This is a genomic window from Kitasatospora cheerisanensis KCTC 2395 (genome assembly GCF_000696185.1).
In the GTDB taxonomy this organism is placed as follows: domain Bacteria; phylum Actinomycetota; class Actinomycetes; order Streptomycetales; family Streptomycetaceae; genus Kitasatospora; species Kitasatospora cheerisanensis.
This window is the reverse complement of record NZ_KK853997.1, coordinates 87,351-112,484: the sequence shown is the minus strand read 5'-3', so window position 1 is coordinate 112,484 and position 25,134 is coordinate 87,351. Positions and strand designations below refer to the sequence as shown.

The following is a 25,134-nucleotide window of genomic DNA, read 5'->3' as shown; positions in this document are numbered from 1 at the left end:
CCGGCTGACCGCCCGTCACCACTCCCGGCTCGGCTGCACCACCTCCGGACCGCCCCGGTGCCAGCCCGGCAGGTACCCCTCCGGCGGCGCCGGCAGACTCGCCAGGCAGGCGTCCGAGCAGGCGTTCACCAGCAGCGGCAGCACGTCGTGGCCCGAGGTGTGCAGCGAGATCCACCCCTGCCGCAGCTCCACCACCGGCCCGTCGCACACACTGCACGCCCGCACCTCCGTCGCACCCCGCACCCCGGGATCCAACGCCGCGAGATCCACCGGCCCGTCCACCGGCCCCGGCAGGGCCGGGAACCCCGGCCGGTATTTCTCGTTCCCGTACAGCGCCCGGGTGCTGACGGTGCTGCCGCGCAGCGCGGGCAGCCGGGCCAGCTCGTACGGGAACCAGTGCAGCCGGTGCGAGGTGTACAGCTCGAACACCTCCAGGCTGCGCATCCGCCCGATCTCGGCCGGCAGCCGCACCAGGTTGGAGCGGTACAGCACCAGCTTCCGCACCGCGGTCAGCGTGCCGATGCTCGCCGGCAGCGTCACCACCTGCCGGCGCTGCTCCGCGGTCAGCTCCGTCAGCGGCCGGAACTCCTCCCGGCCGTCGGCCGCCGCCTCCTCGACCAGCTCCAGCAGGCGCAGCCAGCCCGGCGCGGAGGTGTCCTGCCGCTCCCGGTGGAACCGCACCCGCTGCGGGCTCTTCCCCACAGGGAGGCACCGGCAGCGGTCCACCACCGGCTGCTCGTCGTCGCCGCCCATCCCGGCGAAGCCGTTGGAGAACACGGCGGGTCGGCATCGGTCCTCGGGCCCGTCTTCAAACCCCCGCCTGCCCCACGACGCCCGGCACGCACTCTCGCCGCACCGGGCGAAAGACCAAGTACATCCAGTACGAGGCCTTCCACCCGGCACGCCGAGAGCACGCACCGGACGCCGCGGGCCTGCGACGCGGGTTTGAAGACGGGTCCTCGGTCATTCCAGCCCCTTTCGGCGCAAGCGAGTCAGCGGAGTGCGGCCGGGAGATCCAGCTCGTTCAGGCGGGCCAGGCAGCGGCCGATCCCGTCGGCCAGCTCCGCGGCGCCCGCCGGGAACTCCTCCGGGCCGGTGGAGAGCAGTTCCGCGAGGTTGCCCTCCTCGTCCTCGACGGTGACGGCCGCGAGGAGGTCCGTGCCGCCGGCGGCGAAGTCGACGGCCAGCCGGACGGTCAGGGTCAGCCCGCCCGCGAGTTCGAGCGCCTGCCCGTCGAGGTAGGCGGCGCGGTCCGGCAGGTCCCCGTACTGCCAGGTCGGGCCGAGCGCTTCGCGGCTGCGGACGGAGCCCGGCGGGGCGCTCTGCGCCCAATCCCGGGCGAGGGCCTTGAGTCCGAAGTGGGCGTCGCGCAGGGCCACCGCCAGGGCGACGGCGGAGTCGTTGGTCAACGGGCCGCTCCGTTCGCGGCGGTGGGCCCGGGCACGGCCGGGACGAGGTGCGGGTCGGCGCCGAGCGCGATCACCCGGGACCGCACCGCGTCGGTGAAGGCGGTGAGGGCGCGGGCGAGCACCGGCCAGGCGCAGGGGGAGCTCCAGGCGTCCGGGGCGAAGACGGAACCGACCCGCCAGCCGCCGTCGGTCGCCGCGATCCGAACCGCGCCGGGGACGTCGTACGTCACCGAGTCGAAGGCGAAGTCCCCGCGCTCCTCCTCCGGGAGACGGAGCCAGAACGCCAGCCCGCGGGCCAACTCGGCCACCGGAAAAGCGGGTTCGCTCCACACCGGCCGCCCGTCGTCGACGATGGACAGCTCGGCCTCGACGTCCAGCAGCAGCACCGCCGGCGGCGCGGAGGCCGGAGTGAGGCCGCGGCGCGCGAGATCCGGCGCGCCGAAGCTGCGGAAGGCGAAGTACACCACGGCCGCCAGCCTAGAGGCACCCGCTCCGCGCGGCTGACCTGGGGTGTTCAGCGCAGTGTTCAGCGCAGTGGGCGCGGGGCCGTGCGCCGGTGGATGGTCCCTCCGGGCGTGTACCAGCCGGCCTTCTTCCGGACGGCCGGGCTCGGGTCCTCGGTGCGGGCCGCCTCCAGGGCGGCGAGGGCGCGGGCGTCGGTGTGGACGAACTTGCCGGCCAGCTCGACCGCCCGGAGCCGGACCTGCGGGTCGGGGTCGCCGGCCAGGTGGTCCAGCGCGGGGGCGAGGACCCGGTCCGCGCCCGGTGCGCAGGTGTCGCCCTTGCAGCGGTCGCAGGCCAGGGCGTGGAAGGCGGCGATCCTGACCCGGGCGTCGGGATCCTCGACCATGGTGATCAGCCGCTCCATCGAGCCGGTGTCGACGAGGTGGTCCAGGAGGCGGCAGCAGCCCTCGCGGACGGCCGCGTTCCGGTGGGACAGGCCGTCGCGGATCGCCTCCAGCGCGCCGTCCTTGCGTCGCAGCAGCTCCCAGTAGGCCGCCACGGTGCGTTGCGGGTCGCCCAAGTACGCGACGAGGGCTTCGTTGTCGGTCCTGACGAATCCGAGCATGCCGCCAGTGTCGAGCCGCAACGCGCTGTCCTGCAAAGGGATTTGGCCGCCCCGGCGGCAGGGTGGCGGCCGGCCTGACGCACCGTCCGGTCGCCGACACCCTGGCCGACACGCTCGCCTGGGACATCGCCCGCGGCGGGCCGACCGCCGGCAGCGAGTGGCTCGCCGAGGCCGAGGAGGCACGACTGCTGCACGCACTGGCCTGACCCCCGGCGGACCGGCGTCACCGCCAACAACGGCCCGGAAAAAGCCTGTTGGCGGTGGCGCCGACCGCCGGAGCCGGGTGAGAATCGGCCGGATGAAGCCGACACCGCGCACCACCCCAGCAGACTGGCACGGGCTGGCCCGTGATCTCGACGGGGACGTGCTGCGTCCCGGCGACGGAGGGTACGAGCTCGCCCGGCTGCCGTACAACTCCCGCTTCGACATCCACCCGCAGGCCGTGGTGCTCGCCCGGCGGGTCGAGGACGTGCAGCAGACGCTCGCCTTCGCCCGCCGGCACCGGCTGCCGCTGGCGCCCCGCAGCGGCACGCACTGCTACGGCGGCTGGTCCACCAGCCCCGGCATCACCCTCGACCTGAGCGCGATGAACACCGTCACCACCGAGGGCTCCGCCGCCACCGGCACCGCCACCGTCGGCGGCGGGGCGCTGCTCATCGACGTCTACGACGCGCTGCTCGCCGAGGACCGGAGCATCCCGGCGGGCAGCTGCCCCACCGTCGGCATCGCCGGGCTGACCCTCGGCGGCGGCCTCGGATCCGTCTGCCGCGCCTACGGACTGACCTGCGACCGGCTGGCCTCCGCCGTCGTCGTCACCGCCGACGGCCGGATCCGGGAGTGCTCGGCCGACCGCGAGCCGGAACTGTTCTGGGCGCTGCGCGGCGGTGGCGGCGGCAACTTCGGCGTGGTCACCGGCTTCACCTTCCGCACCCACCCCACCACCGTGATCACCACCGCCTCCCTGGAATGGAACTGGCGCGACACCGAACGCGTCCTGGACGCCTGGCAGCGCTGGGCGCCCGCACAGCCGGACGAGGTCTGGTCCTGCCTCGGCCTGAACGCCGACGCCACGGCCGGGTGCACCGTGCAGGCCCACCTGTACGTGCTCGGGGAGCGGCTCGACGTGGCGGAGCAACTCGTCGCCGCCGTCGGCCTCCCGCCGGTCGGGCAGAGCAACCGGACCGTCTCCTACCGGGAGATGATCATGTCGATGACGGGCGTCCACGGCCCCGTCGCCCTCATGCAGCTCACCGGCCGGACCCCGGACGGCGTGCTCGACCGGCCGCCGTTCGTCGCCACGTCCAACTTCTTCCCCCACCACCTGCCCCCCGCCGGCGTCCACGCCCTGGTCGCCTCCGTCACCCGCCGCGCGGCGGACGGCGGTTCGGGCTACGTCCTGCTGGACAGCCTGCGCGGCGCCGTCGGCCGCGTCCCGCGCGACGCCACCGCCTTCGCCCACCGCGACGCGCTGTTCTCCGCCCAGTACCACTGCACGTACGAACCCGGCACCCCCGCCGCCGTGCTCGACGACGCCGCCCGCTGGCTGCGCGAACTGCGCCGCACCATGCGCCCCTGGGCCGGCGACCGCGCCTACGTCAACTACGCCGACCCGCAGCTCGCCGACCACGCCCGCGCCTACTACGGCGCCAACCTGCCGCGCCTCGCCGCCGCCAAGGCGGCCTACGACCCGGACGGGCTCTTCGACTTCCCGCACGCCGTCCCGGCGCGGGCATGACCGGACCGGCCGGGCCCCGTGCGAGGGTGGAGGCGGCAGGACGGCTGCCGGACGAGGACGGGAGGGCACCCGACGTGCTGGTGTGGATCAACGGGCCGTTCGGCGGCGGGAAGACGCAGACCGCCCACAACCTCGCCCGGCGGCTGCCCGGCGCCGCCGTCTGCGACCCCGAACACCTCGGCTTCGGCCTGCACCGCATGCTGCCGCCCGCCCTGCGCGGCGACTTCCAGGACCTGCCCGCCTGGCGCACCGGCACCGTCGACATGCTCGCCCTCGCCGCCCGCCGCCACCCCGGCCCGCTGATCGTCCCGATGACCGTCACCGAACCCGGGTACTTCACCGAAACCGTCGGCCGGCTTCGCGAACTCGGCCACGACGTCCGCCACTTCACCCTGCTCGCCGACCGCGCCACGGTGCTGCGCCGGCTCGCCGAACGCGAACCCGTCCACCACCTGCGCCGGCTCGCCCGGCTGCCCGCGCCGCCGCAGGGCGAGAGCTTCGCCGTCCGCCGCCTGGACGACTGCCTGCACCGCCTCGCCGCCCCCGCCTTCGCCACCCACCTGCACACCGACCGGCTGACGGTCACCCAGGTCGCCGACCGCATCGCCCGGCTCGCCGGACTCCACCCCCGCCCCGACACCGACAGCGCCCCGCGCGCCGCCCTCCGCCGGGCCGCCGTCAAACTCCGCGCGCTGCGGCTGGACTGACAGCCCGTCGGACGGCACCGGCGCTGCGCCGCCGCGGGCCCCGACGAGCGGCTCCGGGCGGCGCAGCCGGGGTGCGGTCGGGGGCGCCGCGGCGCGGTCCCACCCCAGGACTACCAGACGGGCGCCAGCAGTTCGCCGGTGGCGGCGTGGCGGACGGCGATGGCCTCGACGGGGCACATCTCGGCGGCCTCGGTGAGCTCCTCGGACGGCGCGGCCGTCGGATGGAGCGGGGTGGCCCGGCCGTTGGGGGCGAGCGCGAGGGCGTCGGGCGCGGTGCGGGTGCACAGGGCGCTGCCGATGCAGCGGGACTGATCGACCGTCACGGCCACCCGGTCGGCGCTCACCAGGACACCTCCAGGCGCAGCGGGCTGCGGGTCAGCAGGCCGGTGCGCCAGGCGATCTCCTCGACCGGCGCGGTCAGCCGCAGCCCGGGCAGCACGCGGGCCAGGTGGTGCAGGCCGAGTTCGAGCTCCATCCGGGCCAGCCACGCGCCCAGGCAGTGGTGCGGTCCGGCGCCGAAGGTCAGCGACGGGGTGCCGAGCGGCGCGAACAGGTCGACCGGGCCCGGCGGGTAGACCTCCGGGTCCAGGTTGGCGGAGGCGCTGTCGCAGGCGATGATCGCGCCCTCGGGGATGGTCACCCCGCCGATCTCGACGTCCGTGACGGCCCGGCGCAGTTGCCCGGGGGCGCTGGTGCGGTCGCCGAGCGGGACGGTGCGCAGGATCTGCTCGGTGGCCGCGGACGCCGCCGACAGGTCCTCGCCGATCCGCCGCCAGGCGTCCGCGTGCTGCGGATCCAGCAGGTACACCAGGGCGTTGCCGAAACTGGTCATGGTGGTCTCGTGGCCGGCGATCACCAGCCCGATGGTCAGCGAGGTCAGCTGGGCCTCGCTCACCCCGCCGGTCTGGTCGGCGGCCTGCACCAGCGAACTCACCAGGTCCTCACCGGGGTTCTTGCGGCGCTCCAGCACCAGCCGGTACCCGAACTCGCTGAACTCCCCGATGGCGGTGCGGATCTCCTCCGCCGTGTACGCCGTGGTGGACAGCGCGTGGTCGCTCCAGTGGCCGAGCCGGTCGATGTCCAGCCCGTCCAGCTCCATCAGCCGGCTGATCACCCGCACCGGCAGCGGCTTGGTCAGGCCGCCGACCACGTCCGCGGGCGAGCCCGAGGCGACCAGGTCGTCCACCAGCTCCCGCACCACGCCGTCCACCCAGGGCCGCCAGCGCTCGATCGCCCGCGGCGTGAAGGCGCGCTGCACGGTGCGGCGGATCGCCTGGTGGTCCGGGCCGTCGCTGTTCAGCATCGAGGCCGGGTCGTCCAGGATGTTCGGCGTCAGCGTCAGCGGCGGCGCGTCCGGCGCGTACAGCGAGGCCCGGCCGAAGCCCGGGTGCGCGAGCGCCTGCCGGACGTCCGCGTGCCGGGTCAGCACCCACACCGGGGTGCCGGTCGGCAGGGCCGCCTGCCTCGGCGGGCCGGGCTCGGCGCGCAGCAGGCAGTGCAGGGGCACCAGCGGCTGCGCGTCGGGTGCCTCGGGGTGCGCGGCGGTGGTCATCCGTCCTCCTGGCGAGAGACTCGCGGGCTGCCGACCGGCAGCCACACCCGACCGTATGCGCCGCAGCCGCCCCGCAGCAGCACGGAATCAAGCCACCCGCGGAATCCCGACTGCCGGACACCGGCCGCACGTCGGTTCGATTCCCGGACGGGCCGTCAGTCGGCGACGACGGCCAGCGCCTCGATCTCCATCAGCAGCTCGGGCCGGAACAGCGCCACCACCTGCACCGCCGAACTCGCCGGCAGCCGCGCCGGGTCGACATACCCGCCGCGGGCCTCGCGGACCGCCGGAAGGTGGGCGATGTCGGTGACGAAAATGGTCAGCTTGACGACGTCCGCGAAGCGCGCTCCGGCCGCCGCCAGGCAGCGGTCGAGGTTGGCGAACACCTGCCGGGCCTGCGCGAGCGGATCGCCCGCGCCGACCACCTCGCCGCGCTCGTCGAGCGCGACCTGACCGGAGACCTGGACCAGGCGGCCCGAACCGGTGACCACGTGCGTGTAGTTGGCGGCCGGGGCGACACCCGGCGGCTCGGCGATGTGCGTGAGGTGCGAGGAGCTCATGGCGATCATCCTCGCCCACCGGTGCGGCGCGGCGCACCCGAAATACGCCGGACCCTCAGTCCTCGACCTGCGGGAGCTCGCGCAGGAACGGCCGGTCCGCGCCGGGGAGCAGGTCGAGCGGGCCGGCCGCGCGCAGCACCACCTCCAGCACCGCGTCCGGATCGCACGCGTAACCGCCGCTGGCCCAGGCCGCGTTGGCCTCCACCACGGCCCAGCCGGCCGGCGTGCGGCCGACGTCCACCACCGCCGCGCTCGGCAGCGGCGCGCACCCGGCGGCGGCCGCCAGCACCTCGGCGGCGAAGGCGGACAGCTCCGGTCCGTCCGACCCCGGTGCGCCGACGGACAGTTCACCGTCGCACGCGTACCGGGAGGCCGCCCGGACGGCGCCGTCCAGGACGAACAGCCGGTACTCGGCGGCGAACCGCACCACCTCGCTGACCAGCACCGGCGTGTCGTCGTCCAGCAGCTCCGGGCCCGGCAGCCCGCCGCCGTCCCGGTACACCCGGGCCGCGAAGTGCTTGTCCGCCGGGGCCTTCACGAACGCCGGCCGGGTGAGCCGGCGGGCAGCCCCGAGCGTGGTCAACTCGACCGTTCGGCCGGTCAGTTCGCGCGGCAGCGCGGCCAGCCAGCCGGCCGCGGGCTCCAGCGGGCCGAGGCCGAGCGCGGCGCCGACCGCGTCCGCGAACAGCGGGCCGCCGTACAGGTGCACCCGACTGCCCGTCAGCTCCTGCGGGGCCCGCCAGGAGGAGGCCGTGAACGCCCGCAACCCGCGCCGGCCGGCGGCCGTGCGCAACTGCAGGCCGGTCTCGTTGACCCGGGGAGCGAGCAGCAGCGTGGGGGAGGACAGGACGTTCACGGAAGCGATCATGCCGGGCCGGGACACCGCCCGGCCAGCGGATTTCCCGCGGGCCGGGCCGCCGCCGCGGTGGGGTTCAGCAGGCCGGCGGGCCCTGCGGGCAGTCCCAGTCGGCGGCCTCGACCGGCACGCCCAACTCGTCGGTCAAGTGGTAGCAACTGCCGTACGGCCACACCGTGACCGAATCCGGCCGGTGGTCGACCTCGAACGGCTCGTGCGGGCGGACCGCCCCCGGCCACAGGGCCTCCTCCTCCGCCGAGTGCGTCACCACCGCGAACGTCCGGCCCGGCGGGATCCAGCAGGTGTCCGCCCAGGGCTCCACCGTCAACTCCAGGGGCGCCTCACCACTGTTGCCCACCAGCAGCCTTGCCGTTCCCCCAGCGACCATGCTCAGACCTCCGCGTCCGTTCGGCCCCGCCACCGGGGCGGTGCCAGCCACCGGCAGCCGGACCGACCACCGGGTGGCTCAGAGAGTACGGCGCATCGCCAGCCGCGGCCAGCGGTCCAATCCGGCCGCCGCCTCCCGCGCCCGCACCTCCCGCAACTCCGGCCCGAGATCCGCCTCCGGCACCGGCACGAACCCGCAACGGCCGTAGTACGGCGCGTTCCACGGCACCTCCGCGAAGGTCGTCAGGGTCAGCGCCGGCAGGCCTTGCTCCACCGCGACCCGCGCCGCATGCTCCAGCAGCTCCCGCCCGACCCCGCGCCGGGCCGCGTCCGGATGCACCGAGACCTGCTCCACGTGCAGCGCGTCGTCCACCCGCTCCGCGATCAGGTACCCCACCGGCCGGTCCTCGCCGTCCACCGCCACCCAGGCCAGCCCCGCCTCCACGAAAGCCGTCAACTCCCCGACCGACAGCGGCTCGTCCTCCGCGATCTCCGCCATCCCGACCTCGAAGAACCACCGCCCGGCCGCCCGCTCGATGTCCTGCAGAACCGCCAACTCCGCCACCCGCACCATTCGCACCCGCATGCCCCCATTCTGCACACCCCGCCCCGGCCCCGCGACCCCCTGCGCGATCACGGCGGCCGTGATCCGCCAGCGGCGTCGATGCTGCGCGGGTTCCGTCGCGGCAGCGCAGGGACGCGGAGAGCGCCGCGGGCAGCGGCCGGGCAGGTGTCGATGCGGTCGACGATGCCCCGGGGCGGGCTCATGCCGGGAGGTCGGCGGGGAGGCGGCCGGTGCGGACGGCGGTGAGGAGGGCGGCGTGGTCGGATTCGGACTGGTCGGCGTAGGCGACGGCGAAGGCGGTGAGGGCCTCGTCGAGGCGGTCGTCCTTGCCGCAGTAGCCGGCGATGAGGGCGGCGTCGGCGGTGTGGGCGTGAGCGCGGGCGAGCAGGGCGCCGGTGAGCCGGCCGTAGTCGTCGAGCTGGGCGGGGGCGAGCGCGGCCGGGTCGACGCTGCCCTTGCGGTTGCGGAACTGGCGGACCTGGTACGGGAGTCCGGCGACGGTCGTCCAGCCCATCAGCGGGTCCGACACCACCTGCATGCGCTTCTGGCCGAGCACCACCCGGCGCCCCTCGTGCCCGCCCTCCGCCGGAACCGGGAACCCGGCCCGGACCAGGTGCGGCAGCAGCACCGACGGCCGGGCCTCCTTCACCTGCAGCACCAGCGGCCCGCCCCGACGGTCCGTCAGCAGCACCACGTACGAACGGGTGCCGACACTGCCCGTGCCCACCACCCGGAACGCCACGTCCTGCACCCGGAACCGGGCCAGCAGCGGATGCAGCTCCGCCGGTACCGTCCGCAGGTACCCGGACAGCGACTCGGCGACCAGCCGCGCCCGCCGGTCCGACACCTCCGACAGGATCGGCGGCGCCGGAACGAACCGCCAACCGCCGTCCCCGGTACGGACGGTGGACCGCGCCGCGAACTTCGCACCGGTGTTGCGCAGCGCCTTCGCCGACACCGCCGCCAGCACCTCGCCCAACTCGTGCGCACCCGCGAACTCCACCAACTGGTGGTCCGCGATCGCATCCCACGCGTTCCACGCGTCCAAGGCCGGCAGCTTCGCCAGCCGCCGCACCGTCCGCCGGTACGTCGCCGCCGCGACGAACGCCGCCTGCCGGCACGCCGACTCGTCCGCCCCCGCCTGCCGGCCCGCCAGCACCAGACTCGCCACCAGCCGCTTCAGGTCCCACTCCCACGGGCCCGCCGTCGTCTCGTCGAAGTCGTTCAGGTCCAGCGCCAGCCGGCCCCTCGCATCCCCGTACAGGCCGAAGTTGGCCGCATGCGCGTCCCCGCACAGCTGCGCCGCGACCCCGCTCACCGGCGTGGTCGCCAGGTCGTGCGCCATCAGCCCCGCCGAGCCGCGCAGGAACGCGAACGGCGACGCCGCCATCCGGCCCACCCGTAGCGGCACCAGGTGCGGCAGCCGGCCCGCGTTCGCCGACTCCACCGCCGCCACCACCTCCGGCCGGGCCGCCGACAGCAGCAGCCGGGCGTGCGACTCCAGCGGCACCCGCTCCCGCAGCAGCTTCCCGCGCCGCTTCGGCGTGTCCGCGAGCGCCGCCCCGTCCGCCTCCGCGAGCAGCCCCGGCACCGCCCGCCCCGGCTCCGCGGCACCCGCGCCGGCGAACCCGTCCACCGCGAACTCCCGCGCGGCGAGCGGCAGTCGGACGCCGAACGCACTGCCCTCCGAGACCTCCACCGACGACACCCGTACCCCCTCCGCCACCGCACCGCACCCGGCAGGGACCGCCCCCACCAGCGGTGACGCTACCGGCCCCGCGCCGCCGGCCGTCGGGCGGGTCCGCCGTACGATGCCGCCATGGCACACGACATCCACCACCTCGACCCCGACTACCTCGCCTTCTGGCGCGAGTACCAGCTGTGCACCCTCACCACGCTGCGCCCCGACGGCAGCCCGCACGTCGTCCCGGTCGGCGCCACCTTCGACCCCGAGGCCGGGATCGCACGGGTCATCAGCAGCCGGGAGAGCCGCAAGGTCCGCAACGTGCTGGCCGCCGGCGAGGCCGGCCAGCGGGTCGCCATCTGCCAGGTCGACCGCGCCCGTTGGGCCACCCTGGAGGGCCGCGCCGTGATCCGGCAGGACGCCGAGTCCGTCGCCGACGCGGAACGCCGCTACGCCGAGCGCTACCGCCGGCCCCGGGAGAACCCGGAGCGGGTGGTCATCGAGATCACCGTCGACCGGGCCCTCGGCCGGGCCTGAGCCGCGCCGGTCAGGCGCGGGCCGTCACCACGTGGAAGGTCACGGTCGCCAGGAACGGGCCGTCGGCGAGGTGGGCGAGCCAGCGGTCGGAGTCCGCGGGGGAGAGGTAGCCGGCCGCGACGGCGCGGCGGGTGACCCGCTGCAGGCCGAGGACCCGGTCGGCGGTGCCCACCTCGCGGAACACCGGCGTCAACGGGTGGACGTCGACCACCTCCAGGCCCGCTTCGGCTGCCAGCCGCGGCAGTTGGCTGCCGATCCGGGCGTTGCGCACCGCGTGGTCGGTGACGTACCGGGTGTACGCGGCGGTCAGCGCCGGATCCGGATGATCGACCGTCAGGGTGCCCCAGTCCGGCTCGCCCAGCACCAGCAGCCCGCCGGGACGCAGCACCCGACGCGCCTCGCGCAGCGCCAGCGCCGGATCCGCGACGTGCTGCAGCACCCGGTCGGTCCGCGCCCGGTCACAACTCGCGTCCGCCATCGGCAGATCGTGCACGTCGGCCAGCCGGATCGCCACCTGGATCAGGTGCGCGGTGCGGTCCGTCGCGGCGTCCACCGCCTCGCGGTCGTGGTCGACGCCGTACACGGTGCCCTCCGGGCCGACCAGTTCGGCCAGCGCCACCAGATCGGTCGCCGGACCGCACCCCAGGTCCACCACGGTCTGACCGCGCTCGGCGGCCAGCGCCCGGAGCATCGTCGCCTTGTAGTCGAGCCCCAGTTCGGAGACGGCCAGCCGATCCAGGTAGGCGATCGGGTCGGGCGGCACGGTCTCGAACACACTGGAGGTCATGACGGGAAGTCAATCAAACCCTGACCCGCCAGGGAAGCGTCTTTTACCAGGACAAGGGGCGTACGCCGGGGAGGTCCGGACGTCCGGCGGGGGAGCGAAGGCGCGTTCCGGCCATCTTCGGGCCGGATGTCAGAGCGACTGCGGCAGCGGGACGGTGAGCCGGCTCTCCGAGTCGAACGTCCGGGCCGCGTCGAAAGTGCCCGTCAGATCCGGGTGCCGGCCCAGCAGTTCGTGCGCCAGCACCAGACCGGCCGGCTCGACGCGCCGGGTCAGGCCCAGGTGCGGCATCCAACGGCCGGGCACGTAGCGCGGATCGGGCTCCGGCGCACCGGCCAGCAGCCGCCACACCTCGCGGTGCAGATCCACCAGCTCCGGACTCGGCACCACGCCCCAGGCCAGCACCCGCCGCCGGCTGCGCGCACTGAACGACAGCAGACCGGAGAACCGCACCTCCAACGGCAGCGCCCCCGCCAGCAGTTCACCGAGCGCCGCGAGCTCCTCCGGCCCGATCGCCCCGCACGCCGCCAGCGTCAGGTGCGGACGGTGTGCCGGGTGCGGGTTGTCCGCCAGCGAATCCACCCCGCCGTCGGCCAACTGCCGCCACACCGCCCGCACCGCCCGGTCCAGCTCCGGCGCACAGGTCAACTCGATGGTCCGCATCCCCCAACGGTAGTTCCCGCCCCGGCAGCACTCGGCACCGCCCCGTGTGATGGGCTGGGCGGATGCAGAGCACCGACCCGCCCCCGCCCCACCGACCCCTGCCCGCCGATCCGCTGACGGGCCGTCGGAGACGGGCCCGGGCCGGCTGGCTGCTCGCCGCCGCGGGCGTCCTGGTGCTCGGGCTCACCGGCCCCGGGCTGCTGCCGCACGCGGCCGGGGCCCTGCTCGGCGGGGCGCTGTACACGGCGCTGCTGTACACCCTGCTGATGGCCGCCGCGCCCCGGCTCCGGCCGCCGACCGCCGGCGCCGTCGCGCTCGCCGCGGGCTGGGCCGTCGAACTGTTCCAGCTCACCGGCGTCCCGGAGAGCCTCGGAGCCCGCAGCCGGGCGGCCCGGCTGATCCTCGGCACCACCTTCGACGCCTCCGACCTGCCCGCCTACGCCCTCGGCGCGCTGGCCGCCGCCGCCCTCCACCACACCGCCCGCCGCCTGGCGGCCCGCGGTCGTAGGTAGCGGCGGGGCCGGGGCGCGCCGAGAGGCGGGCCGACGGGGCGTCAGGAAGCGGGCGCCAGCCGGGATCGGACCGGCGCCCGGGCGTGTCCCGGCGTGTCGGGAGGGCCAGCGGTTCGACGCACCGCGTGGCAAATAGGTACATTTGGGACATTCGGGAGCAGAATCAGGCTTCGCGCGTCCACGCACAGAAGGCCGAACCGCCTTCGGAAAGGGTCTCCATGTACCCCGCCCTCAGCCCCGCCGTCCTCGCCGAGCTGCGCCGGCCGCGCCCGTACCCGGCGGTGTCGATCCTGATGCCCACCCACCGCCGCGAGCCGGACAACGCCCAGGACCCGGTCCGGCTGCGCAACCTGCTGGCCGAGGCGAAGGAGAAGGTCCAGGCCGACCCCCAGGTCTCCCGGGCCGACCGGATCGACGTGCTGGAGCAACTCGACCGGGCCCTCACCGAGGTCGACCTGGTGCACGCCGAGGACGGGCTGGCGATCCTCGCCGCGCCGGGCGAGCACCAGGTCTGGTCACTCGGCCGTACCGCCCCCGCCCGGGTGGTCCTCTCCGACACCTTCCTGACCCGCAACCTGGTCGCCGCGCAGATCGCCGAACGCCCGCACTGGGTGCTCGCCATCGCCGCCGACCGGGTCGCGCTGTGGGGCGGCACCCAGGAACGGGTGACCGAGGAGACCGCCTACGGCTTCCCGCTGATCCGCGAGTACGAGAATCCCGACCCGGAACGCCAGGAGCAGATCGGCGACACCCCCAGCACGTTCCGCGACGAGGAGACCAAGACCTTCCTGCGGCAGGCCGACACCGAACTCGGCAAGGTGCTCGCCGCCGACCCCCGCCCGCTGTTCGTGGTCGGCGACGCCCCGCCCTCGCCCTGCTGGACTCCGTCGGCGCGATCGCCAAGGAGGCCGCCGCCCAACTCCCGCACGGCGGCCTCGCCCAGGCCAACGCCGAGACCGTCCGCCAGGTCGTCGAGCCCGCCGTCCGCGCCCACGCCGACCAGGAGATCTCCAACGCCCTCGCCCAGCTCGACAAGGCCCGCGGCCGGTCCGCGTTCGCCGCCGGCCTGGACGAGGTCTGGAAGAGCGCCGGCGAGGGCCGGGTCGCCCTGCTGGTGGTCGAGGAGAACTTCCGCACCACCGTCCGCGACGACGGCGACCACCTCGTCCCCGCCGACGCCGACGAGACCGGCGCCCGCGAGGACATCGTCGACGAGGTCATCGAACGCGCCCTCGACACCGGCGCCAAGGTCAGCTTCGTCCCCGACGGAACCCTCTCCGACGCCGGCCGGATCGCCGCCGACCTGCGCTACTGACGTCCGCCGCCCGCTGCTGACGCGCCCTCGGGGCCCGGCCCGCGAACCTCGCGGTCCGGGCCCCGACGCACGACCGGGACCGCAGGGCGGGTCAGCCCGTGGACGCGCCGAGGATCGCGCCGACCGCGTACGTCACGCCCATCGCGATGCCGCCGCCCAGCACGTTGCGCAGGACCGCCCGGCGCGGATCCGCGCCGCCCAGCCGGGCGCTCGCCGCACCCGTCACCACCAGCGCGGCCAGCACCGCCACCACCGTGATCCACACCCGGTGGTCCGGCGGCGGCAGCACGATCGCCAGCAGCGGCAGCAGCGCACCCACCGTGAACGCCGCGAAGGAGGCCCACGCCGCGTGCCACGGATTGGTCAACTCGTCCGGATCGATGCCGAGTTCGGTCTCCGCGTGGGCCGCGAGCGCATCGTGCGCGGTCAGCTGGACCGCGACCTGGTGGGCCAGCTCCGGATCCAGCCCCTTCGCCTCGTACAGGCCCGCCAGCTCCACCAGCTCCGCCTCCGGCGTCAGCCGCAGCTCCTGCCGCTCGGTCGCCAGCGCCGCCTGCTCCGCGTCGCGCTGGGTGCTCACCGACACGTACTCGCCCGCCGCCATCGACAACGAGCCCGCCAGCAGGCCCGCCAGACCCGCCGTCAGCAGCTCGGTGGAGGTGGAGTTCGCACCCGCCACACCCACCACCAGGCCCGCCGTCGACACCACGCCGTCGTTCGCGCCCAGCACCGCCGCGCGCAGCCAGTTCAACCGCCCGCCCAACGCACCCTGGTGCGCCTCGTCGTGGTCCACCGGGCCCTGCCCCTGAGAAGCGGTCATGCCCCCAGTCTGCCCGCTCGCCGACCCGCCACCCGGCAACGCGGACGTTCGCGTCGCGGGGCGGCGGGTGGGCGGGTCGGCGGTCAGGCCGGCGACCGAGCGGTCAGGCCGCGGCGAGGCGGCGGTTCAGCTCGCGGTGCACCTGGCGGGTGGTCAACCCGAGCTGGTGCAGGGCGAGCCGGCCCGGGCCCGAGGAGTCCGCCTCCAGGACCGCCAGCAGCAGACGCTCCGTCAGCAGGCCGGGAGCGGCCGACGGGTCCGCGAGCCGCTCGCACACCCGGGCCGCGCCCGCGTCGTACGGCGGGAACTCGCCGCGCGGCACCGGGAACCGCGGCCACGGATGGTCCGCCCAGGACTGCGTCAACGCCGACCCCCACGCGCCCTCCGCCACCCCCAGGCCCGCGAGCACCGCCGGCGCCGTGCCGTCCGCCTCGGCCAGAGCCAGCAGCAGGTGGCCGGTGTTGGTCTCGGTGTGGCCCAGCGCCCGGGCCCGCTGCCGGGCCGCGTCCACCAGGGCGTCCGACTCGTCCTCGGCCGCCTGCGCGTCCTCGGACCGGGCCCCGGACGCGCCCGGCGGACCCGCCGCCGCGAGGTAGTGCTCCACCAGGCGGTGGCCCAGCTCGGTCAGCTCCCGCGCCAGGCGCTGTGCGTGCGCGATCCGTTCCACGTCCCGCGCCCCCGCCGTGTCGGCGTCGACCCGGGCCACCCACCCCGCAAGATCCAGATCTGTCATGTTCACCAGGTTGTCGGGGCCGCCGCCGCCCGGTCAAACCGACCTGAGAGATGGTCAACACCGGCCGAGCCCAGTGCCATGCGTCCGGCCCGCCGCGCTCAGAGCGTGGTCGGGTCCGGATTGCCCTGCGGGCTGCCGGTCCACCAGTTCCCGGGCGCCTGCGGGTCGCGGCTGCTCCAGTACTCGACGATCGCGGTGACGAACTCCTCCGGGGACAGCGCGCCGTCGCCGTCCCGGTCCAGGTGGGCGAACGCCGTGTCGGCGTCGATGCGGCGCAGGTGCGGGAAGTGGCCGCGCTGGAAGGCGAAGAACTCGTCCGCGTCCACCTCCCCGTTGCCGTCCGCGTCGGCGACCGCCAGGTACGCCCGGCCCAGGCCGCCCAGCACCGCGTCGGCCGCCGCCGGATCGTCCGCGAGCGCCGCCGTCGACTCCAGGAACTGGGCCCGGCTGATCGCCTTCGCCCCCTCCGGCAGCTGCGGCAGGTGCACCTCGCGCCAGATCGCCAGGTACGCCTCCACGATCCGCGACTCCGCCTCGGAGTCGGCCGGATGCCCGAGCGAACGCGCCACCGACCGCCCCATCAGGACGTGGTCCTGCTCGGTGAGCAGGCCGTCGCCGTCCGCGTCCAGGTGGTCGAAGCCGTGACTGATCTTGGCGATGAGCAGGTCCTCGGACACTGGTAACCCTCCGCTGGCAGGTAACTGACGGAGAGTCAGCTTAGGGGAGCGCTCCGCGATCGCGGCGGCGGGTCCGCGCATCGCGTCGACGCGTGTTCGCGGGCCGGGCTTGACTTCAAGTCGACTTGAATTCCTAGGCTCGGCCGCATCGAACCGATCGACGGGTCGAGGGGAGCGCTCGGTCGAGCCCTCCCCGGCGACCACCTGGGAGGGGCCCACCATGGAGTACACGCACAGCGACGCCGACCTGATCAAGCAGCCGATCGGCTACTGGGCCTGGGCGGCCTCCAAAGCGGTCGTCGCCCGCATCCGCGGCGCGCTGGCCGAACTCGGCATCACCCAGCCCCAGTGGTGGGTGCTCTCCCAGCTCGCGCACGCCACCGCACCGCGCCACCGCGAGGAGGTCTCCGCGCTGCTGCGCGGCTACCTCGACACCGGCCAGGAAGGCCTGGACGTCGAGATCGACGCCGCCGTCGAGCACGGCTGGATCACCGAGGCCGCGGACGGCCGGCTCGAACTGACCCCCGCGGGGCGGGCGCTTTTCGAGAAGGCGGACGTGCGGCAGGGCGAACTGCGGGCCGAGCGGCACGCGGGCATCTCCGACGAGGAGTACCTGACCACGATGAAGGTCCTGCAGCGGTTCATCCACAACACCGGGGGCCAGGCCTGGCACCACTGACCGCCGTTCGTACCGCCGCCTGTCCGCCTGTCTGCCCGCCCGCCCGGGCCGTCGCGGTTCGGGCGGGCGGCGGGGTGCCCGGCCGTCCGTCTGCCGAGGGTAGGGTCGGCCGAACGGAGATGCCGGACAAGGGGGCTGTCGATGCGTCAATCCGAGGATCCGACCGGCGCGCGGATCAAGGCCTACGGGACGGCCGCCTCGGCGCTCGCGCTGCTCCCGGACCGGCGGCTCGCGGAACTGGTGGACGCCGGGACCGAGCCTGCGGCCGGGGTCGCGCCGGCCGGGGTCGGCGGGCGGGCCGGCGCGCTGGAGATCGACGGGATCCGGGTGTTCGTCAAGCGGGTGCCGCTCACCGACCTCGAACTCGAGGCCGGGAACGCCCGCAGCACCGCCAACCTGTTCGAGCTGCCCGGGTTCTACCAGTACGGCATCGGCTCCGCCGGCTTCGGCGCCTGGCGCGAGCTCGCCGCCCACACCCTCACCACCCACTGGGTGCTCGACCGCTCGCACGACGGCTTCCCGCTGATGTACCACTGGCGCGTCCTGCCCGACACCCCGCCCGCCGGCTTCATGGACCTGTTCGGCGGCATCGACGGCGCCGTCGCCCACTGGGACGGGCACCCGGCGGTGCGCCGACGACTCGAGGCACTCGCCGGAGCCTCGCACAGCCTGGTGCTGTTCCTCGAACACCTGCCGCACACCCTCGCCGACTGGCTGGCCCACCACCCCGACCGCACCGGCGCCCCGCACGCCTGGGCGGCCCGCGAACTCGACCGCGGCACCCGCTTCCTGGACGCCCACGGCTTCCTGCACTTCGACGCCCACTTCGGCAACGTCCTCACCGACGGCCGCCTGATCGCCCTCGCCGACTTCGGACTCGCCCTCAGCACCCGCTTCGACCTCAGCCCCGCCGAACGCCGCTTCCACGCCGACCACCGCGGCTACGACCGGCACTACACCCCGAGCCACCTCCTCAAGCACCACCTGCTGGACCGCTACCGCGGCGACACCGAACCGACCGAATTCCTCCGCCGGTGGCGCGACGGCCACCGTCCCGCCACCGTCCCCGAACCCGCTGCCGCCCTGCTCGACCGCCACACCCCGGCCGCCCTGGTCCTCGACGACTTCCACCACCGCCTGCTGACCGAGAGCAAACTGACGCCCTATCCGCGGGCCGAACTCGACCACGCGGCCCGCGGCTGACGACGGGTCGGCAAGCGCGCCTGCCCGGGATTCCCGGATCCGCGTGTCCGCGGGGGCGGTGCGTCGTTCCTCCCTGCGGCCGCCCGTCCGCAGGGCGGAAGGACCGAGAGCACCAGGGAGTCGTCATGCAGGAGACCACCGAGGGCACCGCTTCCAGCGATTGCCAGTGCGGGCCCGGCTGTTCGTGCGGCTGCCAGTCCGGCGGCTCGTGCCAGTGCGGCGGTAGCTGCGCGTAGCCCGGCCCCGACAGGAGCGGCAGGGCCTCGGGCGATCCTCGGGGGCCCGGTGCGCCGCGCCTCCTGCCGGAATTCGCCGACGAGCCGGGGCTTCTTCCGGGCCGGAGCGTACGGCCTCCGCCAGGACTCCTGGGCCGAGGGCTTCGTCCGCGTTCCGGACCGGCTCGCCGGCCGCACCACGGTCGAGGACGACCTGCCCGGCTTCCCGCTGGCGGACCGGTGGGCCCGGTCGGGGAGCAGTTCGGCGAGGCGAGGACGTCCAGACGCCGGGGGCCTCGCGGTGGGCGGGTGACGCCGGGTCAGGACTTGAGGGCGTCCGCGGACTTCGTCCAGTTGTCGTGCAGGCGGTCCAGGTAGGAGCGGGCCTCGGGGCCCGGGTTCGCGCCGCGGGCGAAGGCGAGCATGTTGCCGGCGCCGGTGTTGTAGCCGAGGGCCATCAGTTCGTTCTTGTTGTACGACCCGGACCACTTGGCGGGCAGTTGCGCCCCCAGGTCGTGCAGGTGCCAGGCGGCGGCCCGGACCGCGAGGGCGGGATCGTCCGGCAGGTCCTCCCACGGTCGGTCGGCGAACGGGCGGCCCCGGCGGCACTCCTCGTACGCGGCGCGGTGCATGTTCGCCACGCCGAACGAGGCCTCCGGCTTCATCTTCTGCCACGCCCGCTCGACGTCCGGGCCGTGCGGCTTGTACGACTCGTTGAACAGGATCGCCATCAGCAACTGCGGGTCGACGCCCGCCTCGGCGGCGTACTTGCGCACCTCGGGAGCGAACCGCGGCGGCGAGTAGTCGGTCGAACTGCGCGGCGTGGCGGAGGAGTCGGGGCCGGCGAGGAGGCGGCCGGGCCCGAGGCGCCCGCGGAGGCGGACGGCGGGGCGCCGGCGGACGGGGTCGCGGAGTCGTCGCCGCGCTCGTACAGCCAGATGCCGAGGACCGCCAGTGCCAGCACCGCCCACGGCCACTTCCCGCCGCGTTCCGCCACCGCCGGGCCTCCTTCCGTCCGGGCCCGCTGCCGGCCCTCGATCCGTCCCCGAGCGGCGGCCGTGTCCTGCCGGCGGCCTGCCGCGTTCTGCCAGGTGTCGCCCGCTGCGGGCGGCTGACCCGCCGCGGCGACCTGGAGGTGAGCTTACGTACCCGGAGCGAATTTGTATGCTTCGCTCGAACCTCTACAGAGGTGTAGAGGAACCGGCCGCCGCCCGCCGTGCGTCTGTGAGACCGATGCCGGGGAAAGATCGGACCGGTGACGCGGCAGTGGACGAGGGGTGACGATGGCGGGACGAAGGCCGGCGGACGCGCGCGGCGAGACGCCGTTGCGGCGCGAGGAGCACGGGCGGCAGGCGTCGAGGCCGACGCCGCGCCGTGATCCCCATGGCCGTCCCGTTCCTGCGCAGCGCGCCCGACGGCAGTCGGAAAGCGCTTACCGGGAGCGGAGGGAAAGCGCTTACCGGAAGCGCGGGGAAAGCGCTTACCGCGCCCCCGCGGGCGTCCGGCGGAGGGCTGCTGCCGAGGGGTCGAACCGGATGCCCGCCGTGCTGCCCGCGCTCGGGCTGCCCGTGTTCGGGGCGCTGGCGGACGAACTCTTCGGCGGCGGGCTCGGCTGGCTGTACCCGACCTGCGCGGTGCTCGGCGCGGCGATGGCCGCGCTGGTCGCCACCCGGCGCGGCTGGTGGTGGATCGTCACCGGAGCACCCGTGGTCACCTTCACGGTCGCCTGCGTGGTCGACTACCTGGCGCACGGCGACAGCTACCAGGGAGCCGGACTCGCCACCCAGGGGCTCCAGTTGATCGCCGCCCAGTTCTGGCCAATGGTCGCCGCCGTCGGCGCGGTGCTGCTGGCCGTCGCCTTCCGCAACCACCGCGCCCGGAGGTCCCAGCATGGCTGAGCAGCGCAGCACCCGGCGGCCCGGCGGAGGCCGGCCCCGCACCGCCCCGCTGGTGGTGGCCGGCCGGACGGCCGCCCTCGGCGTCTCGCTGACGGTGCTCGCGGCCGGCGGCTTCGCCTGGTACACCGTCAACGACCTGAACGGCGTGACCCGTTCGCACGCCCTGGACGAGGCCAAGAAGAACGCGCCCAAGCACCTCGACAAGTCGATCAACATCCTGCTGATCGGCCTGGACAGCCGCAAGGACATGGACGGCAACGACCTGCCGAAGGAGTTCGTCCAGGACGAACTGCACGCGGGATCCAGCGAGATCGGCGGCTACAACACCAACTCGCTGATCGTGCTGCACATCCCGCCCAGCGGGAAGGTGCAGGCGGTGTCCGTCCCGCGCGACGACTGGGTGCAGACCTACGGCGCGGACGGCAAGATGCACAAGGTCAAGGAGGCGTACGGCTACGCCAAGGACGCGGCCGAGCAGAAGTTGCGCGCCAAGGGCGTCAAGGGCGCGGATCTGGAGCACCAGAGCCGGGAGGCCGGCCGCTCGGCCACCATCCAGACCGTGCAGAAGCTGCTCGACGTCCCGATCGACCACTTCGCCGAGGTCAACCTGCTCGGCTTCTACGACATCGCCAAGGCGCTGGAGCCGATCACCGTCTGCCTGAACAAGCCCGTCAACGATCCGATCGTCTCTCGGGTCACCGACAGCAAGGGCAACGTGGTCCGGCCCGGCGGCGGCACCGGGCTCCAACTGCCGGCCGGTGAGAGCCAGTTGAACGCCGCCCAGGCACTGTCCTTCGTCCGCCAGCGGCACAACCTCACCAACGGCGACCTGGACCGCACCCACCGGCAGCAGGCGTTCATCGCCTCGGTCGAGTACAAGCTCAAGCAGCAGGGCGTGCTGGACGACCTCGGCAAACTTCAGGCGCTGCTCGACGTGGTCAAGAAGGACGTGGTGATAGACGACGACTGGAAGCTCCTCGACTTCGCCCAGCAGGCGCCCAACCTGACCGGCGGGAACGTCGAGTTCAACACCCTGCCGATCGACAAGTTCGCCACCATCGGCGGGCAGGAGGTCAACCAGGTCGACCCGGCCAAGCTGCGGCGCATCGTCAAGCAGCTGTTCGGCCAGGCCCCCGACCCCGCGCCCGCGCCCGCCGCCACCACCGGAACGACCGGCACACCCGATCCCGGGCCGGCCGTCGACGCCGCCAACACCACCGTCGACGTGCAGAACGGCTCGCCAGTCACCGGCGCGGCGGGGGAGGAGTCCAAGGCGCTGGCCGCCCTCGGCTACCGGGCCGGGAAGGTCACCACCGCCGACACCCGCCCCAGGACCACCACCGTCAAGTACGGGGCCGGCGCCAAGGACGCCGCCCAGCAGCTCGCCGCCCGCTACGGCGCCACCGCCGCCGCGTCCACCGCCGTCGCGGCCGGGCACGTCCAGATCGTCCTGGGCGCCGACTACACCGCACCCCCCGCCGCCGGAGCGCCCGCCGCCGACCCGAGCCCCGCCGTGACGCTCCAGATGCAGGGCCCGCCGGTCAAGGCCGGAGGAGTGCCCTGCGTGGACTGAGCGGGTCCTTCGCGGGCGAGACCCCGGTGCCGCTCAAGCAGTCAGGCCCGTGCTCAAGCAGTCAGGCCCGGCCGGAGCGGATCCGGACGGGCCTGACGGGGCATCAGAGGAGCAGCGGTTACCAGGGGGTGGCGGCCTTCACCAGCAGCAGCAGCGCCACCGCCGCGTTCAGCGCGAACACCGCGGACGCCGCCGTCCCCACCGCGGCGACCATCGCCGCCAGACCCGCCGGACTCGCCGGCGGCGGCCACGACTCGCCGAGCGCCGGACTCAGCAGCGCCGTCACCCGGCGCGGCACCGGCCCCGGCGCGGCGAAGGAGGCGAAGGACGGGACCGGGCCGGCCGAGCGCGTCACCAGGGCCGCCCGGGCCACCGCCCGCGCCGTCAGACGGCGGTCACCCACCGAGCCCGCCGCCTCCTCGTCCGCCCAGCGCTCCGTCGCATAGCCGACCGCCTTCTGCAACGGACGCAGGAACGGGTTCACACAACTCGCCAACTGCGCGGCCAGCAGGAAACGGTGGTGACGGTTCAACAGGTGCGAACGCTCGTGCGCCAGCAGCGCGCGCTGCTCGTCCGCGTCCAGGCTGTCCATCATCGCGGTCGACACCACCACCCGGCCCGGCACGCCCGGCACCGCGTACGCGTACGGCTCCGGGTCCGGGAGCACCACCAGGTCCGAGTCCAACGGCATCGGCGCCAGGGCCCGCTGCGCCCGCGCCCGGATCCGCAGGTGGCGGCGGAGCGAGCGCGAACACGCCGTCAGCACCGTCACCAGACCCACCACCGCGGCCGTGCCCACCTCCTCGTGGAACGGCACCGCCGTGCGGATCTCCGGATCCGACCAGCTGTCCGGCAGCGGGTTGCCCGGGATCTGCGCAGTGCCCACCACGAACAGCAGGCCCAGCGCCAGCGTGCTGCACACCGCCATCGTCACGCCGATCCAGGACAGCAGCCGGACCGCGTTGCGCGGATACAGATGGTGCTCCGCCAGCCGCGCGATCGGCCACGACGTCAACGGCAGCACCAGCGGGAGGAAGACGAAGAATCCCATGCGTCAGCGCCCGCCGCCCCGGCCCGCGCCGTCCTGCGGCGGGTCCGCCGCGTTCAGCAGCGACCGCAGCACCTGCTCGTCCTCCGGCGTCAACGCCGTCACGAAACTCGCCAGCACCGCGTCCCGGTCCGGCTCGGTGTCCAGCAGCCGGCGCATCCGACGGGCCGTCAGACCCGCCGCGTCCGCCGCCGCCGACCACACGTACGCCCGGCCCACCCGGCTGCGCACCACCGCCTGCTTCGCCAGCAGCCGCGACAGGATCGTCATCACCGTCGTGTACGCCAGCTCGCCGCCCAGCTGCTCCTGCACCCAGGACGCCGTCACCGGCCCCGGCGCACCGTGCAGCACGGTCAGCACCTCGGTCGCCAGCTCGCCCTGCCCGCGCCGACGACGGCCGCCCTCCTCGCCGTCACCGGAATCGCCGCCGTCCGGCTCGGGGCCCGCCAACTCCATCGGAGACTCCCTCCGCCGCGGCCGCCCCGCGCTCGACTCGAACTGTTCCCCTCCATCCTAGGGGCCGCCCCCGCCAGGCCCGATAGCAGGGGAAAGCGGCCCCCGGAGCCTCCCGCAGGGCGAGAAGGGAAAGCGTTTACCAACGACCGGCTAGGGTGTGCGCCACCTGCGGTGATCGTCGCCTGCTGCGGCCCGAGCCCCGCTGTTCCGCACCCGCACCGCCCTGGAGAGTCTCCGTGTCGCACCGCCGCGCCCGCGCACAGTCCCGCCGTTCCCGGGGCCGGCGCGCTGCCCTGCTCTCCGCCGCCGCGGTACTGGTCATCGGGAGCGGCGTCGCCGCCCTTGCCGCCACCACCGGCGAGCACCCCGCGCCGCGCGCCGCCGAACCCGCGGCCGGCCCCGGGGTGGATGCTGCGGCCGGGCCCGGCGAGAGCGCGTCCGCCGTGCCGTCCGCGTCCGCGTCCGCGTCCGCCTCCGGGTCTCCGTCCCCGTCGGTCTCCGCGTCGCCCTCCGGATCTGCGAGTGCCAGCGTCAGCGCGTCCGCGTCCGCCGCCACCCGCACGGGCGTGCCGGCCGCGCCCGCTGCCAAGCCCGGTACCGCGCCCGTCAGTTTCACCGGATTCGCCTTCGACACCTGTACCGCCCCCTCGCTCGCCACCATGAACGCCTGGCACGGCACCTCCCCCTACGGGGCTGCCGTCGTCTACATCGGCGGCAGGAACCGCGGCTGCGCACAACCCCAGCTCACCGCCGGCTGGGTCGGCTCCGTCAGCGCCGCCGGCTGGAAGCTCGTCCCGCTGTACGTCGGCGCCCAGCCGCCCTGCCAGACCGGCAACAGCCCCGAGAAGCTCACCGCCGACACCGCGACCGCACTCGGCACCTCCGACGGCAGCGACGCCGTCGCCAAGGCCGGCGCGCTCGGCATGCGCCCCGGCAGCACGCTCTACCTCGACGTCGAGGCCTACAACACCGCCGACACCGGCTGCGCCGACGCCGTCCTCGACTACACCCGGTCGTGGAACCGCGCCGTGCACAACTCCGGCTACTGGGCCGGGTTCTACGGCTTCGCCTCGTCCAGCGCCGCCGGCATCGCCCAGGCCGCCGCCCAGAACACCCCCGACCTGCCCGACGCGCTCTGGTACGCCCGCTACGACGGCGCCGCCGACACCACCGGCAGCTTCCCGTTCGCCGCCGGCCTCTGGACCGGCCACCGCCGCGCGCACCAGTACCAGGTCAACCAGAAGGAGAGCTACGGCGGCGCCGGCCTCACCGTCGACCGCAACGCCTGGGACGCGCCGGTCGCCGTCGTCGGCTGAGCGCCGGGGAAGTCGGGGCCGCCGGTAGGTTGGTCGGTGGCTGCCGGACGTGGCGGGAGGCCGAGCGCTGAGGCCGGCTGCGGCGGGGACTCCGGCGGCTCGTCGGGCCCCGGATGCCCGGGCCGCAGGTCGGGGAGCGGCCGGGCCGTGCTGCGGTCGCTGCCGGCGTCGTCCTGCCAGG

General features: G+C 74.8%; 29 protein-coding genes and 1 pseudogene. 11 read left to right on the top strand and 19 right to left on the bottom strand.

Annotated elements, in window-relative coordinates:
• Positions 1–15 precede the first annotated feature (15 nt).
• The 4 genes from KCH_RS00605 to KCH_RS00590 all read right to left on the bottom strand — a co-directional run bounded on the left by KCH_RS00605 (position 16) and on the right by KCH_RS00590 (position 2,478).
• Complete coding sequence (locus KCH_RS00605) at positions 16–777, bottom strand: leucine-rich repeat domain-containing protein (RefSeq protein ID WP_244305057.1); 762 nt, start codon at positions 775–777, stop codon at positions 16–18.
• A gap of 215 nt (positions 778–992) precedes the next feature.
• Entirely contained in the window at positions 993–1,409 is a 417-nt protein-coding gene (locus KCH_RS00600) for a hypothetical protein (RefSeq protein ID WP_035858049.1), read from the bottom strand.
• Positions 1,406–1,876, bottom strand: a complete 471-nt coding sequence (locus KCH_RS00595; RefSeq protein ID WP_244305056.1) for a DUF7878 domain-containing protein — start codon at positions 1,874–1,876, stop codon at positions 1,406–1,408. The genes KCH_RS00600 and KCH_RS00595 overlap by 4 nt, the downstream gene beginning before the upstream one ends.
• Positions 1,877–1,935: 59 nt before the next feature.
• Positions 1,936–2,478, bottom strand: coding sequence for a HEAT repeat domain-containing protein (locus tag KCH_RS00590; RefSeq protein WP_035858047.1), 543 nt, complete (start codon positions 2,476–2,478; stop codon positions 1,936–1,938).
• A gap of 62 nt (positions 2,479–2,540) precedes the next feature.
• Between KCH_RS00590 and KCH_RS40695 the strand changes: the two genes are divergently transcribed.
• The 3 genes from KCH_RS40695 to KCH_RS00580 all read left to right on the top strand — a co-directional run bounded on the left by KCH_RS40695 (position 2,541) and on the right by KCH_RS00580 (position 4,920).
• Positions 2,541–2,684, top strand: coding sequence for a hypothetical protein (locus KCH_RS40695; protein ID WP_208865902.1), 144 nt, complete (start codon positions 2,541–2,543; stop codon positions 2,682–2,684).
• Positions 2,685–2,776: 92 nt separating this feature from the next.
• The gene (locus KCH_RS00585) at positions 2,777–4,213 is read left to right on the top strand and encodes an FAD-binding oxidoreductase (protein WP_084223067.1); all 1,437 of its coding nucleotides are present in this window, start codon (positions 2,777–2,779) and stop codon (positions 4,211–4,213) included.
• Between the two features lie 74 nt (positions 4,214–4,287).
• Entirely contained in the window at positions 4,288–4,920 is a 633-nt protein-coding gene (locus KCH_RS00580; RefSeq protein ID WP_035858045.1) for an AAA family ATPase, read from the top strand.
• Between the two features lie 110 nt (positions 4,921–5,030).
• On the opposite strand, the gene KCH_RS00575 is transcribed toward KCH_RS00580, so the two are convergent.
• The 7 genes from KCH_RS00575 to KCH_RS00545 form a co-directional block, all read right to left on the bottom strand.
• Positions 5,031–5,264 (bottom strand): ferredoxin, encoded by a 234-nt coding sequence (locus tag KCH_RS00575; protein WP_244305055.1) that lies wholly within the window; start codon positions 5,262–5,264, stop codon positions 5,031–5,033.
• The gene (locus KCH_RS00570; protein WP_035858043.1) at positions 5,261–6,472 is read right to left on the bottom strand and encodes a cytochrome P450; all 1,212 of its coding nucleotides are present in this window, start codon (positions 6,470–6,472) and stop codon (positions 5,261–5,263) included. The genes KCH_RS00575 and KCH_RS00570 overlap by 4 nt, the downstream gene beginning before the upstream one ends.
• 155 nt (positions 6,473–6,627) lie before the next feature.
• Positions 6,628–7,032 (bottom strand): RidA family protein, encoded by a 405-nt coding sequence (locus KCH_RS00565; protein WP_035858041.1) that lies wholly within the window; start codon positions 7,030–7,032, stop codon positions 6,628–6,630.
• Between the two features lie 55 nt (positions 7,033–7,087).
• A complete protein-coding gene (locus tag KCH_RS00560) occupies positions 7,088–7,888 on the bottom strand; it encodes an ATP-grasp domain-containing protein (RefSeq protein WP_425268719.1) in 801 nt (266 codons plus the stop codon).
• Between the two features lie 76 nt (positions 7,889–7,964).
• A complete protein-coding gene (locus tag KCH_RS00555; protein WP_035858037.1) occupies positions 7,965–8,276 on the bottom strand; it encodes a hypothetical protein in 312 nt (103 codons plus the stop codon).
• Positions 8,277–8,354: 78 nt separating this feature from the next.
• The gene (locus tag KCH_RS00550) at positions 8,355–8,861 is read right to left on the bottom strand and encodes a GNAT family N-acetyltransferase (protein WP_035870350.1); all 507 of its coding nucleotides are present in this window, start codon (positions 8,859–8,861) and stop codon (positions 8,355–8,357) included.
• Between the two features lie 178 nt (positions 8,862–9,039).
• On the bottom strand, positions 9,040–10,548 hold the full coding sequence (locus KCH_RS00545; RefSeq protein WP_035858035.1) for a DUF2252 domain-containing protein: 1,509 nt from the start codon (positions 10,546–10,548) through the stop codon (positions 9,040–9,042).
• 111 nt (positions 10,549–10,659) lie between these two features.
• On the opposite strand from KCH_RS00545, the gene KCH_RS00540 reads away from it, so the two are divergent.
• The gene (locus KCH_RS00540) at positions 10,660–11,061 is read left to right on the top strand and encodes a pyridoxamine 5'-phosphate oxidase family protein (RefSeq protein ID WP_035858033.1); all 402 of its coding nucleotides are present in this window, start codon (positions 10,660–10,662) and stop codon (positions 11,059–11,061) included.
• 10 nt (positions 11,062–11,071) lie between these two features.
• Here KCH_RS00540 and KCH_RS00535 read toward each other — a convergent pair whose 3' ends face one another.
• Together KCH_RS00535 and KCH_RS00530 are read right to left on the bottom strand one after the other, a co-directional pair.
• Complete coding sequence (locus tag KCH_RS00535; RefSeq protein ID WP_035858031.1) at positions 11,072–11,848, bottom strand: methyltransferase domain-containing protein; 777 nt, start codon at positions 11,846–11,848, stop codon at positions 11,072–11,074.
• A 129-nt stretch (positions 11,849–11,977) separates the two neighbouring features.
• Positions 11,978–12,508: a 2'-5' RNA ligase family protein gene (locus KCH_RS00530; RefSeq protein WP_035858029.1), complete on the bottom strand. Its 531-nt coding sequence runs from the start codon at positions 12,506–12,508 to the stop codon at positions 11,978–11,980.
• 62 nt (positions 12,509–12,570) lie between these two features.
• On the opposite strand from KCH_RS00530, the gene KCH_RS00525 reads away from it, so the two are divergent.
• Positions 12,571–13,020 carry a DUF2809 domain-containing protein gene (locus KCH_RS00525; RefSeq protein ID WP_084223065.1) on the top strand — a complete coding sequence of 150 codons (450 nt, stop codon included), beginning with the start codon at positions 12,571–12,573 and terminating at the stop codon, positions 13,018–13,020.
• Between the two features lie 218 nt (positions 13,021–13,238).
• Positions 13,239–14,335: pseudogene (locus KCH_RS00520) on the top strand (baeRF3 domain-containing protein).
• Between the two features lie 91 nt (positions 14,336–14,426).
• Here KCH_RS00520 and KCH_RS00515 read toward each other — a convergent pair.
• The 3 genes from KCH_RS00515 to KCH_RS00505 all read right to left on the bottom strand — a co-directional run bounded on the left by KCH_RS00515 (position 14,427) and on the right by KCH_RS00505 (position 16,565).
• Complete coding sequence (locus KCH_RS00515; RefSeq protein ID WP_035858027.1) at positions 14,427–15,155, bottom strand: VIT1/CCC1 transporter family protein; 729 nt, start codon at positions 15,153–15,155, stop codon at positions 14,427–14,429.
• 103 nt (positions 15,156–15,258) lie between these two features.
• Positions 15,259–15,888 carry a Clp protease N-terminal domain-containing protein gene (locus KCH_RS45760; protein WP_157031819.1) on the bottom strand — a complete coding sequence of 210 codons (630 nt, stop codon included), beginning with the start codon at positions 15,886–15,888 and terminating at the stop codon, positions 15,259–15,261.
• A 98-nt stretch (positions 15,889–15,986) separates the two neighbouring features.
• Entirely contained in the window at positions 15,987–16,565 is a 579-nt protein-coding gene (locus KCH_RS00505) for an EF-hand domain-containing protein (RefSeq protein WP_035858023.1), read from the bottom strand.
• 220 nt (positions 16,566–16,785) lie between these two features.
• On the opposite strand from KCH_RS00505, the gene KCH_RS00500 reads away from it, so the two are divergent.
• Positions 16,786–17,244 (top strand): MarR family winged helix-turn-helix transcriptional regulator, encoded by a 459-nt coding sequence (locus tag KCH_RS00500; protein WP_035858022.1) that lies wholly within the window; start codon positions 16,786–16,788, stop codon positions 17,242–17,244.
• 141 nt (positions 17,245–17,385) lie between these two features.
• Complete coding sequence (locus tag KCH_RS00495; protein ID WP_035858020.1) at positions 17,386–18,447, top strand: protein kinase family protein; 1,062 nt, start codon at positions 17,386–17,388, stop codon at positions 18,445–18,447.
• A 535-nt stretch (positions 18,448–18,982) separates the two neighbouring features.
• On the opposite strand, the gene KCH_RS40690 is transcribed toward KCH_RS00495, so the two are convergent.
• Positions 18,983–19,438, bottom strand: a complete 456-nt coding sequence (locus KCH_RS40690; RefSeq protein ID WP_244305053.1) for a transglycosylase SLT domain-containing protein — start codon at positions 19,436–19,438, stop codon at positions 18,983–18,985.
• Positions 19,439–20,197: 759 nt separating this feature from the next.
• On the opposite strand from KCH_RS40690, the gene KCH_RS00480 reads away from it, so the two are divergent.
• Positions 20,198–20,560, top strand: a complete 363-nt coding sequence (locus tag KCH_RS00480) for a DUF6542 domain-containing protein (protein WP_035858016.1) — start codon at positions 20,198–20,200, stop codon at positions 20,558–20,560.
• On the top strand, positions 20,553–22,133 hold the full coding sequence (locus KCH_RS00475) for an LCP family protein (RefSeq protein ID WP_051652580.1): 1,581 nt from the start codon (positions 20,553–20,555) through the stop codon (positions 22,131–22,133). Before KCH_RS00480 ends, KCH_RS00475 begins: the two co-directional genes overlap by 8 nt.
• Before the next feature lie 118 nt (positions 22,134–22,251).
• Here KCH_RS00475 and KCH_RS00470 read toward each other — a convergent pair whose 3' ends face one another.
• Complete coding sequence (locus KCH_RS00470; RefSeq protein WP_035858014.1) at positions 22,252–23,184, bottom strand: M56 family metallopeptidase; 933 nt, start codon at positions 23,182–23,184, stop codon at positions 22,252–22,254.
• Positions 23,185–23,187: 3 nt separating this feature from the next.
• Complete coding sequence (locus tag KCH_RS00465) at positions 23,188–23,637, bottom strand: BlaI/MecI/CopY family transcriptional regulator (protein ID WP_035858011.1); 450 nt, start codon at positions 23,635–23,637, stop codon at positions 23,188–23,190.
• A gap of 236 nt (positions 23,638–23,873) precedes the next feature.
• Between KCH_RS00465 and KCH_RS00460 the strand changes: the two genes are divergently transcribed.
• The gene (locus KCH_RS00460; protein WP_341865325.1) at positions 23,874–24,953 is read left to right on the top strand and encodes a glycoside hydrolase domain-containing protein; all 1,080 of its coding nucleotides are present in this window, start codon (positions 23,874–23,876) and stop codon (positions 24,951–24,953) included.
• Positions 24,954–25,134 lie beyond the last annotated feature (181 nt).